This window comes from Streptomyces sp. NBC_00190 (assembly GCF_036203305.1).
Classification (GTDB): domain Bacteria; phylum Actinomycetota; class Actinomycetes; order Streptomycetales; family Streptomycetaceae; genus Streptomyces.
The window spans coordinates 2,300,933-2,316,859 of record NZ_CP108131.1; the positions used below are offsets into that span (position 1 = coordinate 2,300,933).

General features: G+C 72.0%; 16 protein-coding genes. 5 read left to right on the forward strand and 11 right to left on the reverse strand.

Annotation, left to right across the window (positions count from 1 at the left end):
• Positions 1-8 precede the first annotated feature (8 nt).
• Together OG429_RS11230 and OG429_RS11235 are read left to right on the forward strand one after the other, a co-directional pair.
• A complete protein-coding gene (locus OG429_RS11230) occupies positions 9-1,190 on the forward strand; it encodes an acyl-CoA dehydrogenase family protein (protein WP_328925164.1) in 1,182 nt (393 codons plus the stop codon).
• Positions 1,190-2,188, forward strand: a complete 999-nt coding sequence (locus OG429_RS11235; protein WP_328925165.1) for an acyl-CoA dehydrogenase family protein — start codon at positions 1,190-1,192, stop codon at positions 2,186-2,188. Before OG429_RS11230 ends, OG429_RS11235 begins: the two co-directional genes overlap by 1 nt.
• A gap of 38 nt (positions 2,189-2,226) precedes the next feature.
• Here the strand turns inward: OG429_RS11235 and OG429_RS11240 are convergent, their stop codons facing one another.
• The gene (locus OG429_RS11240) at positions 2,227-2,946 is read right to left on the reverse strand and encodes a class I SAM-dependent methyltransferase (RefSeq protein WP_328925166.1); all 720 of its coding nucleotides are present in this window, start codon (positions 2,944-2,946) and stop codon (positions 2,227-2,229) included.
• Positions 2,947-3,058: 112 nt separating this feature from the next.
• Here OG429_RS11240 and OG429_RS11245 point away from each other — a divergent pair, with 112 nt between their 5' ends.
• Positions 3,059-3,508, forward strand: coding sequence for a hypothetical protein (locus tag OG429_RS11245; protein WP_328925167.1), 450 nt, complete (start codon positions 3,059-3,061; stop codon positions 3,506-3,508).
• On the opposite strand, the gene OG429_RS11250 is transcribed toward OG429_RS11245, so the two are convergent.
• The 3 genes from OG429_RS11250 to OG429_RS41420 are packed head-to-tail and all read right to left on the reverse strand — an operon-like array spanning position 3,493 to position 4,599.
• Positions 3,493-3,849, reverse strand: a complete 357-nt coding sequence (locus tag OG429_RS11250) for a hypothetical protein (protein ID WP_328925168.1) — start codon at positions 3,847-3,849, stop codon at positions 3,493-3,495. The two genes, OG429_RS11245 and OG429_RS11250, sit on opposite strands and share 16 nt — an antisense overlap.
• Before the next feature lie 43 nt (positions 3,850-3,892).
• Positions 3,893-4,444 (reverse strand): hypothetical protein, encoded by a 552-nt coding sequence (locus OG429_RS11255; RefSeq protein ID WP_328925169.1) that lies wholly within the window; start codon positions 4,442-4,444, stop codon positions 3,893-3,895.
• Positions 4,445-4,488: 44 nt separating this feature from the next.
• On the reverse strand, positions 4,489-4,599 hold the full coding sequence (locus OG429_RS41420; RefSeq protein ID WP_405921272.1) for an SDR family oxidoreductase: 111 nt from the start codon (positions 4,597-4,599) through the stop codon (positions 4,489-4,491).
• Between the two features lie 237 nt (positions 4,600-4,836).
• On the opposite strand from OG429_RS41420, the gene OG429_RS11265 reads away from it, so the two are divergent.
• Both OG429_RS11265 and OG429_RS11270 read left to right on the forward strand, forming a co-directional pair.
• Positions 4,837-5,565 carry a VWA domain-containing protein gene (locus tag OG429_RS11265; RefSeq protein WP_328925170.1) on the forward strand — a complete coding sequence of 243 codons (729 nt, stop codon included), beginning with the start codon at positions 4,837-4,839 and terminating at the stop codon, positions 5,563-5,565.
• 36 nt (positions 5,566-5,601) lie between these two features.
• Positions 5,602-6,129 carry a pyridoxamine 5'-phosphate oxidase family protein gene (locus OG429_RS11270; protein ID WP_328925171.1) on the forward strand — a complete coding sequence of 176 codons (528 nt, stop codon included), beginning with the start codon at positions 5,602-5,604 and terminating at the stop codon, positions 6,127-6,129.
• Here OG429_RS11270 and OG429_RS11275 read toward each other — a convergent pair.
• From OG429_RS11275 to OG429_RS11305, 7 genes are all read right to left on the reverse strand, one after another.
• Positions 6,126-7,424, reverse strand: coding sequence for a DUF1906 domain-containing protein (locus OG429_RS11275; protein WP_328925172.1), 1,299 nt, complete (start codon positions 7,422-7,424; stop codon positions 6,126-6,128). The genes OG429_RS11270 and OG429_RS11275 overlap by 4 nt on opposite strands.
• Positions 7,425-7,811: 387 nt before the next feature.
• Entirely contained in the window at positions 7,812-8,012 is a 201-nt protein-coding gene (locus OG429_RS11280; protein WP_328925173.1) for a DUF397 domain-containing protein, read from the reverse strand.
• On the reverse strand, positions 7,997-8,305 hold the full coding sequence (locus OG429_RS11285) for a Scr1 family TA system antitoxin-like transcriptional regulator (RefSeq protein ID WP_328925174.1): 309 nt from the start codon (positions 8,303-8,305) through the stop codon (positions 7,997-7,999). Before OG429_RS11285 ends, OG429_RS11280 begins: the two co-directional genes overlap by 16 nt.
• Positions 8,305-8,517: a helix-turn-helix domain-containing protein gene (locus OG429_RS11290; protein ID WP_328925175.1), complete on the reverse strand. Its 213-nt coding sequence runs from the start codon at positions 8,515-8,517 to the stop codon at positions 8,305-8,307. Before OG429_RS11290 ends, OG429_RS11285 begins: the two co-directional genes overlap by 1 nt.
• A gap of 210 nt (positions 8,518-8,727) precedes the next feature.
• Positions 8,728-10,188 carry a glutamate synthase subunit beta gene (locus tag OG429_RS11295; RefSeq protein WP_328925176.1) on the reverse strand — a complete coding sequence of 487 codons (1,461 nt, stop codon included), beginning with the start codon at positions 10,186-10,188 and terminating at the stop codon, positions 8,728-8,730.
• Entirely contained in the window at positions 10,181-14,782 is a 4,602-nt protein-coding gene (gltB, locus tag OG429_RS11300; protein WP_328925177.1) for a glutamate synthase large subunit, read from the reverse strand. The genes OG429_RS11295 and gltB overlap by 8 nt, the downstream gene beginning before the upstream one ends.
• Before the next feature lie 316 nt (positions 14,783-15,098).
• Complete coding sequence (locus OG429_RS11305) at positions 15,099-15,830, reverse strand: VIT1/CCC1 transporter family protein (protein ID WP_328925178.1); 732 nt, start codon at positions 15,828-15,830, stop codon at positions 15,099-15,101.
• Between the last annotated feature and the right edge of the window lie 97 nt (positions 15,831-15,927).

Genomic DNA, 15,927 nt, shown 5'->3' on the forward strand with positions numbered 1-15,927 from the left:
AGCACCTGATGGACCTGACCCAGACGGCGGAGGTGGAGGCCTTCCGGGCCGAGGCCCGGGCCTGGCTGGCCGCCCACGTGCCCGCCGTGCCCCTGCCCTCCCTGGAGACCGAGGAGGGCTTCGCCGCCCACCGGGAGTGGGAGGCGCTCCTGCACGCGGACCGCTGGTCGGTGGTGTCCTGGCCGCAGGAGTACGGGGGCCGGGACGCGGACATCGTGAAGTGGCTGGTGTTCGAGGAGGAGTACTGGGCGGCGGGCGCGCCGGGCCGGGTCTCGCAGAACGGCATCAGCCTCCTGGCACCCACCCTCTTCGACCACGCGACGCACGAGCAGCGGGCGCGGGTGCTGCCCTCCATGGCGAGCGGCGAGACGGTCTGGGCCCAGGCCTGGTCGGAGCCGGAATCGGGCTCCGACCTGGCCTCGCTGACGTCGCGGGCGGTACGCACCGAGGGCGGCTGGCTGCTGTCCGGGCAGAAGACCTGGTCCTCGCGGGCCGCGTTCGCCGATCGCGCCTTCGGCATCTTCCGGACGGACCCGGACGCGCCGAAACCGCACCAGGGGCTCACGTACCTGATGTTCGACCTGCGGGCGCCCGGGGTGACGGTGCGGCCCATCGGCCGCCTGGACGGCAAGCCGGCCTTCGCGGAGCTCTTCCTGGACCAGGCCTTCGTACCGGACGGGGACGTGATCGGGGAGCCGGGGCAGGGCTGGCGGATCGCGATGGCCACCACCGGCAACGAGCGAGGGCTGACACTGCGCTCGCCCGGCCGTTTCCTGGCCGCTGCCGACCGGCTCGTCGCCCTGTGGCGGGCGCAGGGCGATCCGTCCGACACCGCGCTGCGCGACCGGGTCGCGGACGCGGTGGTCGGGGCGCGCGCCTACGAGCTGTTCACCTGGGCGGGCGCCTCCCGCTTCGCGGCGGGCGGTGGGGGCACCCCCGCGCGAGCGGAGCCGAGAGTGGGGGACATCGGCGCCGAGTCCAGCCTGAACAAGGTGTTCTGGTCCGAGTACGACATCGCCCTGCACGAGACGGCCCTGGACCTGCTGGGTCCGGACGCGGAGCTCGCCGGGGGCGAGTGGGCCGAACCGTGGGTCTTCTCGCTCGCGGGGCCCATCTACGCGGGGACCAACGAGATCCAGCGCGACATCATCGCCGAGCGGCTGCTCGGCCTTCCGAAGGGCCGCCGCTGATGCGCTTCCTGCCGACCGACGAGCAGTCGGACTTCGCCCGTACGCTGCGCTCCCTGCTGGGCTCGGCGGACGTCCCGGCGGCGGTACGGGCCTGGGCGGGCGGCGGGCACGGACCGGGGCGGGCGCTGTGGGCGCGGCTCGCCGGTACGGGCCTGTTCGCGCTGGCCGTGCCGGAGGCCTGCGGCGACGCGGGAGGCCTGGGACCGCTCCCGCTGGAACTGGCCCTCGGCTTCGTGGAGCTGGGCCGGGCCGGGATGCCGGGGCCGGTGGTGGAGACGGCGGCCGTGTCGGTGCTCCTGTCCGAGCTGGGTGACGAGGGGCCGGCGAAACGCTTCCTCCCGGGGCTGGTGACGGGCGAGGCCTCGGCGACGCTGACGCTGCCGGGCGCCAGTCCGTACGCCCTGGACGCGGACGCGGCCACGTACTGCTTCACCGTGTCGGCGTCGGGCGAACTGCGCCTGGCGGACACGGCGGCGGGCGCGGCGGCGGCCTCCCTGGACCCGGCCCGCAGGCTCTCGGTCCCGTCGGGCGGCGGGGAACTGCTCGCGGCGGGCCCGGCCGTCGCGGCGGCCGCGGAGGCGGCGGGGCGCTGGGCCCGGCTGCTGACGGCGGCCCAGTGCCTGGGCGTCGGCGAGACCCTGCTGGACCGGACGGTGGAGTACGCGAAGCAGCGCACGCAGTTCGGGACGCCGATCGGGTCGTTCCAGGCGGTCAAGCACCGCCTGGCGGACACCCTGCTGGGCCTGGAGTTCGCCCGGCCCCTGCTCTGGGCGGCGGCGCTGACACTGACGCCGGGCGACGTGGCGGCGGCGAAGCTCACCGCGGGCGAGGCCTCGTACGCCGCGGCGCGGACGGCCCTCCAGCTGCACGGCGCGGTCGGCTACACGGAGGAGCTGGACCTGTCCCTGTGGCTGCGCAAGGCCCGCCCGCTGCGCGACGCGTGGGGCACTCCCGCGGCGTGCCGGGCGGAGGTCCTTCAGCCGCGGGTGCGGCGGTAGGCGGTGGTAGCTCCCTTGGCGGCGAGTGGGGAGCCGGCTCAGAAGACGGCGACGCGGAGCGTGACGACGTAGGACTCCTCGACCGTGCCGTCCGGAAAGAGGGACTCCAGCCGTGCGCGCTCGGCGTCGACGAACGCGCGGGTGCCGTCCTCGCCGAGCAGCAGGAACGCGGAGTGGCTTGTGAGGTTGGCGAGGTGCGCCGCCAACGGGACCCTCCGGGACCACCGCACTTCGCGGGTGGTGACGTCCAGCCCTGGCGACTGCCGCGCGGGGAGCCCGCTCACCCCGAAGAAGGCCCGGAGCCGCTCGTCCTGCTCGGCGATCCAGGGGACGGACATGTCCGGGTCGTTCCACCAGAGCGCGAGCGCGCCGCCGGGGCGCAGGACGCGGCGGGCCTCGGGGACGGAGCGCTCGGGGTCGGTCCAATGCCAGGCCTGGGCATAGGTGAGCAGGTCGAACGCCCCGTCGGCCAGCGGCAGTCGGTCGCCGTCCCCGCGCACGAGGGCGATCCCGGGGTTCACCCGCCGGAACTCGGCGGCCATCCCGTCCCCGGGCTCCACGGCGACGACCTCGGCCCCGCGGGCGTGCAGCAGGGCGGTGGCGATCCCGGTCCCCGCCCCCACGTCGGCCGCCCTCGCCCCGGCGAGCGGCCGCCCGGCGAGTTCCTCGACGGCGTCGAAGAGCGCGGCCGGGTACCCGGGGCGGTAGGCCTGGTAGAGCTCGGCGGCGGCGTCGAATGAACGGGCTCGTTTCGTCATACGGTCATTGTTTTCGATCACGCCCTCCGGCACCAAGGTGAATAGCCGGCAGGGGATGTGATGGGATCTCCGGACACGATCGACGGATGACGCGGAACGAGGTTCGGGGATCATGCGAAGGACGATGACCGGGATGACGCTGTGCGCCGCGGTGGCGGTGCTGCTCACCGGCTGCGGAAGCGGCACCCCGAAGGCCGCCGCGGAAGGCGGCAAGCCCGCGGCGGCGTCGCAGAGCCCCGCGTCGGCGCCTGCGGCCAAGGCCGGCGGCACGACGCACGAGGTGACCCTGGAAGTCGGCGGCACGGGCAGGACGGCGGTCATGTACAGCGGCGTCGACAGCGGGTTCGAGCAGCAGACGCTACCGTGGACGAAGACGGGCACCGTCGAACTCACCGCCGCGGAGCAGAAGGTGGGCTACCTCGTGAACGTCGTCCCGGGCACGGTCACGGGCCCCGACGGCAAGCTGCAGCAGGCCCCCTGTGTCATCAAGGTCGACGGCAAGAAGGTCGCGGAGAGCGACGGCGTCAAGACCGCGAAGGGCTGCTCTTACACCATCAAGTAGGGGCGGAACTCGCGCACCACTTCGATGCGGCCGACGATGTGCGCGTTGAACTCGTCGAGTTCCTCCGCCGGGACCCACAGCTCCAGGATGGTCTCGCCGCCGGCCTGCTGCACCGGGTACCGGGCCAGGAAGGCCGAGTCGACCTCGAAGCGGGTCACGAAGCCCACCCCGGAGTGCTTGACGTTCCAGTCGCGGGCGATGCGGATCGCGTAGTCCTCGTTCAGGACCGGGTAGAAGATGGGCTGCTCGGGCAGGCGCGGCGGCCAGGCCCGCCAGTCGAGGGCGCGGACCAGGTCGAGCTCGACGGGGCCGGTGGGCCGCCAGAGGGTGGTCGTGGACATGCGGCGACCCTAGAGCCATGAGCAATGCGTCGACCAGCGGCTTTCACGCCCTGGGGCGGCGCAGCGAGAGCCGGCCGAGGGTGAGCGTCTGGAGCAGGAGCAGGGCCCCCGTGCCGACCGCGTGCCAGACCGGCGGGGCCGGGCGGGTGCCCACGGCCCAGGCCGGGCCGTCGGGGTCCGCCGTCACCGTCACGCGGGCGCCGACCGCGAGGTCCAGGGACACCGGGCCGGGCAGGTCGCGGCCGGCCGCCGTACGCAGGCGCAGCGACGGGGAGCGGCCCGAGCCGTCCTCCACCATGGTGCGCGAGGCGACCACCGCCGCCTCCTCGCGGCCCCGGTCGTGGAGGGTGTGCCGGTCCCAGGTGATCCCGCCGAGCACCGCGACGCCGACCGCGACGAGCGCGACGGCGGTGCGGGCCACGAACTCCGCGTCCGTGCCGTGCGGTACGGCGGCGCCGACGACGAACACGGCCAGCAGGACCGGGATCCAGGCGCCCTCGGGGCCCCGGAGCAGCCAGATGGCGCCGGACTCCGCCGCCAGGAGCAGGCAGTTGCGGAGCAACGCCCCCGTCACCCTCCGCACCAATTCAGTCATGGACACATCATGCCTGGGGTCCGGGCGGGAACCCCGCCCGGCCGTCATCCCGCCGTCATCCCGCCGTCCACCGCGAACTCCGCGCCCGTCACGTACGAGGACGCGTCCGAGCAGAGGAAGAGGACCAGCTCTCCGACCTCCTGCGGCCGCCCCATCCGCCCCAGCGGTACGTGGGACCAGTCCCGGCCGCAACCGCGTCGGCCACCATCGGCGTGTCGACGGCCCCCGGGTGCACGGAATTGACCCGGATCCGGTCCCCGACGCTCGCCCTCAGGTGGGCCGAGCGGTACTACGCCTCCGAGCGCGACCTGGCCGCCCGCATGCTCGACGACATCGAGGAGCTCGGCAAGCGCCCGTAGGCACGCTGCCGGGCCTCCCGTAATCTCGGCCGCATGACGGGCAGTGCGATCAACCTCCGCAAGGTCGAGGAAACGGCTCCGGCGCTCGTGAGCCTCTACAAGAGCGCCGGGGTCTCCCTGCGCAAGTACGGCCTGGAGGGCGGGCGCGCCGCCGTCTACCTGGTGCTGGACTACTCCGGTTCGATGCGCCCGTACTACGAGGACGGCAGCGTGCAGGCCCTCGCCGACCGGGTGCTGGGCCTGTCCGCGCACCTGGACGACGACGGCCGGGTGCCGGTGGTCTTCTTCTCCACGGACGTCGACGCGGTGGAGGAGATCACCCTCGCCGGGCACGCCGGGCGGGTCACCGAGATCGCCTCCCGCCTCGGCCACATGGGCAAGACGGCCTACCACGCGGCGATGGACGCGGTGATCGACCACTACCTGGACTCGGGGTCCGCGCAGCCGGCCCTGGTCGTCTTCCAGACCGACGGCGGGCCGGTCAACAAGCTCGCCGCGGAGAAGTACCTGTGCAAGGCGGCCCGCCTGCCGCTGTTCTGGCAGTTCGTCGGCTTCGGCAACACGCGCAGCACGCAGTTCGACTTCCTGCGCCGCCTGGACGAACTGCCCGTCCCGTCCCGGCGCGTGGTGGACAACGCGGGCTACTTCCACGCGGGGGCGGATCCGCGTGCCGTCCCCGATCCGGAGCTGTACGACCGCCTGGTCGGCGATTTCCCGGCCTGGCTGGCGGCGGCGCGCGGAGCGGGCATCGTGCGCGCCTGAGCGGCGGCCGTCGGACCCACACGCTTTGATGGACGCATGACGACGAACAACTGGGCAGCATTCGAGAAGGCGGAGCCGGAGTTCGCGGCGGCCGTCCGGGCCCGCTTCGCGCAGTTCCCGCACCACGTCCTGGCCACCCTGCGCAAGGACGGCTCCCCCCGGGTGGCCGGGCTGAATGTCGACTTCCGGGGCGGGGAGCTGTGGCTCGGCATGATGGCGGGCTCGATGAAGGCCAGGGACCTCCAGCGCGACCCGCGGTTCGCCCTGCACACCAATCCGGGCGCGGGCGAGGAGATGCCGGACGGCGACGTACGGATCTCCGGGCGCGCCATCGAGATCGTGGACCCGCCGGAGCTGCACCGGTACGCGGAGGAGACGGAGAGCCCCCACCCGTTCCACCTCTTCCACGCCGACCTGACGGAAGTCGTCCACATCGGCGTGGAGGGCGATGACCTGGTGGTGCGGTCGTGGACCCCGGCGCGCGGCCTGCGCACCATCCGCCGGGGCAACGACGACGAGCCGCCGCGCGAAGACCCGGCGCCGGGCGCCGGCCTTGAGGCCTAGCTGAGCGGGAAGACGGCGCCGGTCCCGAAGGCGGAGGGATCGACGTCGACCCAGTTGCGGTCGATGTTGATCGTGACCCCGCCGTAGGCCGCGTCGTGGTCGCCGCGGAACTGGTGGGCGCGGCGCGGCCCGTGCCACTGGGTCGTGCCGTTGGGCAGGCCCATGTCGGCATCGGTGACGGAGGCCGCGCCGTTCCAGCGGGCGACCCACAGTACGTCCGGCATGGCCTCGGGGGCCTGGTCGTGGTGGGCGCTCAGCGCCTGCGCCCCGGAGCTCGCCGAGACGTAGGCGGCCGAGCGGTAGCCGAGCTCGTGCAGCCGGACCGTCCAGGCGGTCAGGTAGGCGACGACGGGGGCGTCCCAGGTGTCGCGGTCGGTGTAGTTCTCCAGGTCGTTGTAGAGCACCGTGCCCGCTTCCAGGCCCAGCGACCCGGCCGCGGCCGCCGCCCCTTCGGCGGCGGACCGGCCCTGCTCGTCGGCCTCGGAGGGATCGGTGGACAGGCCGGTGCCGGAACTGTTCCAGGGCTGTCGGCCCACCCAGATCGGCATGAGGTGCCAGCCCGCCTCGGCCTGCCGGCGCACCCACGCGGCCGTGAGCTGCGGCTGGGCGCAGGCACGGGCGCCGCCGCCGATGTAGATGCCGACCGCGCCGAAGGGGGAATCGGCCCGCCAGGTGTCCATGGACTCCTGGGTCGGGGCGGTACAGGCGTCGAAGCCCTCGCCGGTGAAGGGCTCCTGGGCGTTACGGGTCCGCGCGGCGCCGGTGGCCAGTGCGGGGGCGGCGGGACGCGCGGGGGCGCCGGGGGCGGCGGGCGCGTCGGCGGACAGGGCGCGGGCGCGCGACAGGACCCTGCGGACGGCGTCGGGCGCGTCCCCGTACGAAACGGTGGCCATGACCCGGGGCCGGAGCAGGGCGTACCGCAGTTCGTTGCTGTCGGTCCGGGCCGGGGCCTCGGGCAGGGCGTCGGCGGAGTCCACGGCGACGGTGGGGATGTCGGCGCGCGGCGGGGCCGTGTCGAGGGGTTCGAGATGCAGGGTGTCGGCGCGGCTGGCGACGGCCCGGCCGGTGCATTCCGCCTGGGTGCCGGCGTGGCCGAGGTACAGGGTGGGCAGGTCGAGGCGCAGGCAGGCGCCGGGCTCGCGGTCGAGGTCGACGACCCGCCAGTCGGCGGGGACGGCCAGGCGCAGCCCGTGGTAGTCGACGGTCCGCGCGTCGGCGGCGGCGGTGGCGGCCGGCAGGACGGGGAGCAGCAGGGCGGCGCCGAGCAGCACGCTCAGCATCGTTCGGGTGGGCATGTGGCCCACTGTTACCAGACGAAATCCGCCTCAACTGCACGCATCCGCCGGGCACATGCCCCGTTCGGCCTAGCCCTTGCCCAGCACCCGTCGGCCACCTCGGGGCAGCTCCGCTGCTGGGGCTCCGGTCCGCCCCGGCGGCCAGGCCCAGTTCGTCGAGAGCCCACTGCCACCCGAACGAGGCGCCTCCCTTGCCGGGGCGCCGGTATGGTCGAGGGGCGGCCGAAGCCAGTTGCGTTGGCTTCGGCCGCCCTTCCCCCTCACCCCGCCATCAGGAGGAACGTGAGCAACTGCGCCTCGGGCCGGGCGAACCGGTGCGCCGTCCGGCCCACATCGCCTACGACGTGATGGTCATGCAGGCGGGGCGTCAGCAGTTGCGGTACGAGATCAGGCTTGAGCCTTCACAGCCCGGATGAACGGAGCCCACGCGTCCGCCGGGAACACCAGCACCGGGCTGAGGCCGGCGAGCTTGCTGTCGCGGACGGGGACGACACCGCGGAGGTCGTCGGACACCTCGACGCAGCTGCCGCCCTCTCCGTTGCTGTACGAGGACTTCCGCCAGGACAAGCCGTTCACGTCTGCGTGCATGCCGCGTACTCCTCCGCCACCGACTCGATCAGGGTCAAGGACGCCTCCGGCGACAGCGCAGCGGCCCTGGCGAGATCGTATGTTTTCCAGTGGCGTTGGACCAGGGCCGGGTAATCGAGCAGCTGCCCGGCGTGAGGCCCTTCCGTATAGGCCACGTCCGGCGCATCGGCGAACTGCATGATGGTCATCATCGAACCCGGGGCCCCGTGGGCACCGGCCGAGAACGGCACGACCTGCGCGGTGATCCGGTGGGCCCGGACGTACGACGAGATGTGGCGCAGCTGAGCGGCCATCACGGCAGGCCCCCGACCGCCGTCCGCAGCACCGACTCGTGCAGGACAACCCACACGCCGTTCTCCATCTGTCCGACGTACGACCCGGTGGTGAAGATCCGCTCGCCCAGCCCCTCCTGGGTCAGCCCGGCCGCCTCGCGTCGCCCCCGCAGTTCCTCGCGGGCGAACTCCTCCGGTGTCTGAGCTCCACCCTCGCCCTTCGGATCAGCCATGAGCCAACTCCCTGCTTCCGCAGTGCCCTCGCTCCACGAAAAGCGTAGTCCTCGCCACCCGGAGCAGGCAGCGGAACGCAATTGGTACGGCTACGGAACGCCACAGCGCCCGCCACCCCTGGTCGGGGACGTGGCGGGCGCTGTGTCAGAGTTCCGTACGCCGTTGTACGGACCGTATGAGGGGTCTCCCCGGAGGGAGGGGCGACGGGGTTACACCGTCAGCGAGCGGTCCGTCGGCTTGACCGGGTACGGCAGGGCGCTCGCGCCCGTCAGGAAGCGGTCCACGCCGCGGGCGGCCGAGCGGCCTTCCGCGATGGCCCAGACGATCAGCGACTGGCCGCGGCCCGCGTCACCGGCGACGAAGACGCCGTCCACGTTGGTCGCGTACGAGGCGTCGCGCTCGATGTTGCCGCGTGCGTCCAGCGCCAGGCCGAACTGCTGGACCAGGCCGTTGGCCTGGTCCGTGCCCGTGAAGCCCATCGCCAGGGTGACCAGCTGCGCGGGGAGGGCGCGCTCGGTGCCGGGCTTCTGGACGAGCTTGCCGTCGACGAACTCCACCTCGACGAGGTGCAGTGCCTTGACGTTGCCGTCCTCGTCGCCCTCGAAGTGGGTGGTGGAGACGGAGTAGACCCGCTCGCCGCCCTCCTCGTGCGCCGAGGTGACCTTGTACAGCATGGGGAACGTCGGCCACGGCTGGTTGGCGTTACGGTCCTCGCCGGGCTTCGGCATGATCTCCAGCTGCGTGACCGAGGCCGCGCCCTGCCGGTGGGCGGTGCCGACGCAGTCCGCGCCGGTGTCGCCGCCGCCGATGACGACCACGTGCTTGCCCTCGGCCGTGATGGGGGGCGCCATGAAATCGCCCTCCTGGACCTTGTTCGCGAGCGGCAGGTACTCCATCGCGAAGTGGATGCCGTTCAGCTCGCGCCCCGGGACCGGCAGGTCGCGGGAGACCGTGGCACCGGCCGCGACGACGACCGCGTCGAACCGCTTGCGCAGGTCGGTGGCCGTGATGTCGCGGCCGACCTCGACGCCGGTGCGGAACTTGGTGCCCTCCGCGCGCATCTGCTCGATGCGGCGGTTGATGTGCACCTTCTCCATCTTGAACTCGGGGATGCCGTAGCGCAGCAGGCCGCCGACACGGTCGGCGCGCTCGTACACCACGACGGTGTGCCCGGCCCGGGTCAGCTGCTGGGCCGCGGCGAGACCCGCCGGGCCGGAGCCGATGACGGCGGCCGTCTTGCCCGAGAGGCGCTCGGGCGCCTGCGGGGTGACGTTGCCGTTGTCCCATGCCTTGTCGATGATCGAGACTTCGACGTTCTTGATCGTGACGGCCGGCTGGTTGATGCCGAGCACGCAGGCGGATTCGCAGGGCGCCGGGCACAGCCGCCCGGTGAACTCCGGGAAGTTGTTCGTGGCGTGGAGACGCTCGGACGCGGCGCCCCAGTCCTCGCGGTACGCGTAGTCGTTCCACTCCGGGATCAGGTTCCCGAGCGGGCACCCGTTGTGGCAGAACGGGATGCCGCAGTCCATGCAGCGGCCGGCCTGCTTGCTGATGATCGGGAGCAGCGAGCCCGGGACGTAGACCTCGTTCCAGTCCTTCAGCCGGTCGGCCACGGGACGGGTACAGGCGGTCTCGCGCGGGGTGGTGAGGAAGCCCTTCGGGTCAGCCATGGGTCGCCGCCTCCATCATCTTCTCGGTGGTCTCGGACTCCGAGAGTCCGGCCAGCTCAGCGGCGTCCTTGGCGGCGAGCACTGCCTTGTACGTGGTCGGGATGATCTTGCTGAAGCGATCCGCCGCGACGGACCAGTCAGCCAGGAGCTTCGCGGCCACGGTCGAGCCGGTCTCCTCCTCGTGGCGGCGCACCACATCGTGCAGCCACTGCTTGTCCGTGTCGGACAGGGCGGTCTCGACGGCGCCGGCGTTGCCGACGTTGACGTTGTCCGGGTCGAGGTCGATGACGTACGCGACGCCGCCCGACATGCCGGCCGCGAAGTTGCGGCCCGTCTCGCCGAGGACGACCGCGTGTCCGCCGGTCATGTACTCGCAGCCGTGGTCGCCCACGCCTTCCGAGACGACCAGGGCGCCGGAGTTGCGGACGCAGAAGCGCTCGCCGGTACGGCCGCGCAGGAACATCTCGCCGCCGGTGGCCCCGTAACCGATGGTGTTGCCGGCGATGGTCGAGTACTCGGCCAGGTGGTCGGCGGCGCGGTCCGGGCGGACCACGATCCGGCCACCGGAGAGGCCCTTGCCGACGTAGTCGTTGGCGTCGCCCTCCAGGCGGAGGGTGATGCCCTTCGGCACGAAGGCGCCGAAGGACTGGCCGGCGCTGCCGGTGAAGGTCAGGTCGATGGTGTTGTCGGGCAGGCCCGCGCCACCGAACTTCTTGGTCACCCGGTGGCCGAGCATGGTGCCGACGGTCCGGTTGATGTTGCGGATCGCGACCTGGGCGCGGACCGGCTGGGCGCTCTCGGCGGAGTCGGCGTTCAGCGCGTCGGCCGCGAGCTCGATCAGCTCGTTGTCGAGGGCCTTCTCCAGGCCGTGGTCCTGCTCGATCAGGGCGTGGCGGACCGCGCCCTCGGGCAGCTCGGGCACGTAGAAGAGCGGCTCCAGGTCGAGGCCCTGCGCCTTCCAGTGCGTGACGGCCTTGCTGGTGTCGAGCAGCTCGGCGTGGCCGACGGCCTCCTCGATCGTGCGGAAGCCCAGCTCGGCGAGGAGCTCGCGCACCTCCTCCGCGATGAACTCGAAGAAGTTGACGACGAACTCGGGCTTGCCGGAGAACCGGTCGCGCAGGACCGGGTTCTGCGTGGCGATGCCGACCGGGCAGGTGTCCAGGTGGCAGACGCGCATCATGACGCAGCCGGAGACGACGAGCGGCGCAGTCGCGAAACCGAACTCCTCGGCGCCGAGCAGCGCGGCGATGACCACGTCGCGGCCGGTCTTGAGCTGGCCGTCCGTCTGGACCACGATGCGGTCGCGCAGCCCGTTGAGCAGCAGGGTCTGCTGGGTCTCGGCGAGGCCGAGCTCCCAGGGGCCGCCCGCGTGCTTCAGCGAGGTGAGCGGGGAGGCGCCCGTGCCGCCGTCGTGGCCGGAGATGAGGACGACGTCCGCGTGCGCCTTGGAGACACCCGCGGCGACCGTACCCACGCCGACCTCGGACACGAGCTTCACGTGGATGCGCGCGGCCGGGTTGGCGTTCTTGAGGTCGTGGATCAGCTGAGCCAGGTCCTCGATGGAGTAGATGTCGTGGTGCGGCGGCGGGGAGATCAGGCCGACGCCCGGGGTGGAGTGCCGGGTCTTGGCGACCCACGGGTAGACCTTGTGGCCGGGCAGCTGGCCGCCCTCGCCGGGCTTGGCGCCCTGCGCCATCTTGATCTGGATGTCGTCCGCGTTGACCAGGTACTCGCTCGTCACGCCGAAGCGGCCGGAGGCGACCTGCTTGATGGAGGAGCGGCGCGCCGGGTCGTACAGGCGGTCCGGGTCCTCGCCGCCCTCACCGGTGTTGGACTTGGCGCCCAGCTGGTTCATGGCGATGGCGAGGGTCTCGTGCGCCTCCTTGGAGATGGAGCCGTACGACATGGCGCCGGTGGAGAAGCGCTTGACGATGTCGGCGACCGACTCGACCTCGTCGATGGAGATCGACGGGCGGTCCTCGCTCTTGAACCCGAACAGGCCGCGGAGCGTCATGAGGCGCTCGGACTGCTCGTTCACCCGGTCCGTGTACTGCTTGAAGATGTCGTAGCGGCGGCCGCGCGTCGCGTGCTGGAGACGGAAGACCGTCTCCGGGTCGAACAGGTGCGGCTCGCCCTCGCGGCGCCACTGGTACTCGCCGCCGATTTCCAGCGCGCGGTGCGTGGCCGCGATGCCGGAGGCCGGGTACGCCTTGGCGTGGCGCGCGGCCACCTCCTTGGCGATGACGTCCAGGCCGGCGCCGCCGATCTTGGTGGCGGTGCCCTGGAAGTACGCCCCGACGAACTCCTCGTTCAGGCCGACGGCCTCGAAGACCTGGGCGCCGCGGTAGGAGGCGACGGTGGAGATGCCCATCTTGGACATGACCTTCAGGACGCCCTTGCCGAGCGCGTAGATCAGGTTCTTGATGGCCTGCTCCGGCTCCAGGCCGGACAGGAAGGTACCGGCGCGCAGCAGGTCCTCGACGGACTCCATGGCGAGGTACGGGTTCACGGCCGCGGCGCCGTAGCCGATCAGCAGCGCGACGTGGTGGACCTCGCGGACGTCACCGGCCTCGACCAGCAGACCCACCTGGGTGCGCTGCTTGGTGGCGATGAGGTGGTGGTGCACGGCGGAGGTGAGCAGCAGCGACGGGATCGGCGCGTGCTCGGCGTCCGAGTGGCGGTCCGAGAGGACGATCAGGCGGGCGCCGGCCGCGATGGCCGCGTCCGCCTCGGTACGGATCTCCACGAGCCGCGCGGCGAGCGCCTCGGCGCCGCCCGAGACCCGGTAGAGGCCCGAGAGGGTGGCGGCCTTCATGCCCGGCATGTCGCCGTCGTGGTTGATGTGGATGAGCTTGGCCAGCTCGTCGTTGTCGATCACCGGGAAGGGCAGCGTGACGCTGCGGCAGGACGCGGCGGTCGGCTCCAGCAGGTTGGACTCCGGGCCGATCGAGGACAGCAGCGAGGTGACGAGCTCCTCGCGGATGGCGTCCAGCGGCGGGTTGGTGACCTGCGCGAAGAGCTGCGTGAAGTAGTCGAAGAGCAGCCGGGGGCGCTCGGACAGGGCCGCGATCGGGGAGTCCGTACCCATGGAACCGAGCGGCTCGCCGCCGGTACGGGCCATCGGCGCGAGGATGACGCGCAGCTCTTCCTCGGTGTAGCCGAAGGTCTGCTGGCGGCGGGTGACCGAGGCGTGGGTGTGCACGATGTGCTCACGCTCGGGCAGGTCCGACAGCTCGATCTCGCCGGTCTCCAGCCACTCCGCGTACGGGGCGGCCGCGGCCAGCTCGTTCTTGATCTCGTCGTCCTCGATGATCCGCTTCTGGGCGGTGTCGACGAGGAACATCCTGCCGGGCTGGAGGCGGCCCTTGCGGACGACCTTGGCCGGGTCGATGTCGAGCACGCCGACCTCGGAGCCGAGGACGACGAGGCCGTCGTCGGTGACCCAGTAGCGGCCAGGGCGCAGACCGTTGCGGTCGAGGACCGCGCCGACCTGGGTGCCGTCGGTGAAGGTGACGCAGGCCGGGCCGTCCCAGGGCTCCATCATCGTGGAGTGGTACTGGTAGAACGCGCGGCGGGCCGGGTCCATGGAGGTGTGGTTCTCCCACGCCTCCGGGATCATCATCAGCACGCTGTGCGGCAGCGACCGGCCGCCGAGGTGGAGCAGCTCCAGGACCTCGTCGAAGGAGGCCGAGTCGGAGGCGTCCGGGGTGCAGATCGGGAAGATCCGGTCCAGCACGCCGTCGCCGAAGACGTCCGACGCCAGCTGGGACTCGCGGGCCTTCATCCAGTTGCGGTTGCCCTTGACCGTGTTGATCTCGCCGTTGTGCGCGACGAAGCGGTACGGGTGGGCGAGCGGCCAGGACGGGAAGGTGTTCGTCGAGAACCGCGAGTGGACCAGGGCGAGCGTCGACGCGAAGCGGCGGTCGGAGAGGTCCGGGAAGAAGGGCTCCAGCTGGCCGGTGGTCAGCATGCCCTTGTAGACGATGGTGCGGGCGGAGAGCGACGGGAAGTACACGCCGGCCTCGCGCTCGGCGCGCTTGCGCAGCACGAAGGCCTTGCGGTCCAGCTCGATGCCGGTGCTCCCGTTGCTGACGAACAGCTGCGAGAAGGCGGGCATGGTGGCGCGGGCGCCGTTGCCGAGCAGGTCCGGGCTGACCGGGACCTCGCGCCAGCCGAGGACCGTCAGGTTCTCCTCGGTGGCGATGGCCTCGATCTGCTCCACGGCGACGGCCTGTGCGGCGGCGTCGGCGGGGAGGAAGGCGATGCCGACGGCGTACGCGCCGACCTCGGGAAGATCGAAACCGGCCACCTCGCGCAGGAAGGCGTCGGGCACCTGGGACAGGATTCCGGCACCGTCGCCCGAGTCCGGCTCGGAGCCGGTCGCGCCGCGGTGCTCAAGGTTCCGCAATACGGTCAGCGCCTGCTCAACGAGGGTGTGGGTCGCCTCGCCGGTGAGGTTCGCCACGAAACCGACGCCACAGGCGTCCTTCTCGTTGCGCGGGTCGTACATGCCCTGCTGGGCGGGGCGACCGTCCATGGGCGACCAGGCGGTGGTGCTGAGGCCGGTCGCGGAGTGCGTGGATGCGGAACGCATCGGCTCTCCCGTCGTCGTCGTGGCATATGTGCATAGCCGAGGGACGACGTTGGCCCTCTGCGAAATTTCGTGCAGATTACATGATGACGACTATCCCGAGAACTGGATATGCCATTCCAACATGCGGACACTGCGCGAGGCAGAAAAGGGGGACCTTCGGGAACGTTTCACGGTTTCACGGGAACGAAGGTCCGGACGCGAGGCGGGCATCATTGCCCGGGCGCCATGGTGTGATGCCCGGCGGACACGCGATCGAAACCGCCGGGTAACGGACTACTTATGTTGCGTACCGCATAGTGTCTCACTCCGCGCCCGGTCAGCCTATGGCTCCGCCGATCCAGGTTCCCAGGACGTACGTCACACCGGCGGCCGCACCACCCAGCCCGAGCTGGCGCAGACCGCTGAACCACCAGGACCGGGCCGTGACCCGCGAGACGACCGCGCCGCAGGCGAAGAGCCCGGCCAGCGCCAGCAGCACCGCCGGCCACAGGGACGTGGCACCGAGCAGGTACGGCAGTACGGGGAGCAGCGCGCCCAGGGCGAAGGAGCCGAAGGACGAGACGGCGGCGACGAGCGGCGAGGGCAGGTCGTCGGGGTCGATCCCGAGCTCCTCGCGGGCGTGTATCTCCAGCGCCTGCTCGGGATCGCGGGACAGCTGCATGGCGACCTCGCGGGCGAGCGCGGGCTCGACGCCGCGGGAGACGTAGAGCTCGGCCAGCTCCTCCATCTCGTCGACCGGATGCTTGCGCAACTGCTGGCGCTCCACGTCCAGTTCGGCGAGGACCAGCTCACGCTGGGAGGCGACGGAGGTGTACTCGCCGGCCGCCATGGAGAAGGCGCCGGCCGCCAGGCCGGCCAGGCCGGTGATCACGATGGTGGCCGGGGCCACGGCGCCGCCGGCCACACCGGTCATCAGCGCGAGGTTGGAGACGAGCCCGTCCATCGCGCCGAAGACGGCCGGCCGCAGCCACCCGCCGTTGACGTCACGGTGGGTGTGGTTGTCACGGTGGGCGGTGTGCAGCGGTGCTTCGATGTCGATGATGGACATACGGATATCTCCCCATTTGTGCGAACGGGTGCCGCGAGACACCCCGCTCCCCCTGAACACCTCGAAACTACGCACGATTTCTGCCGCCCGCCAGCAA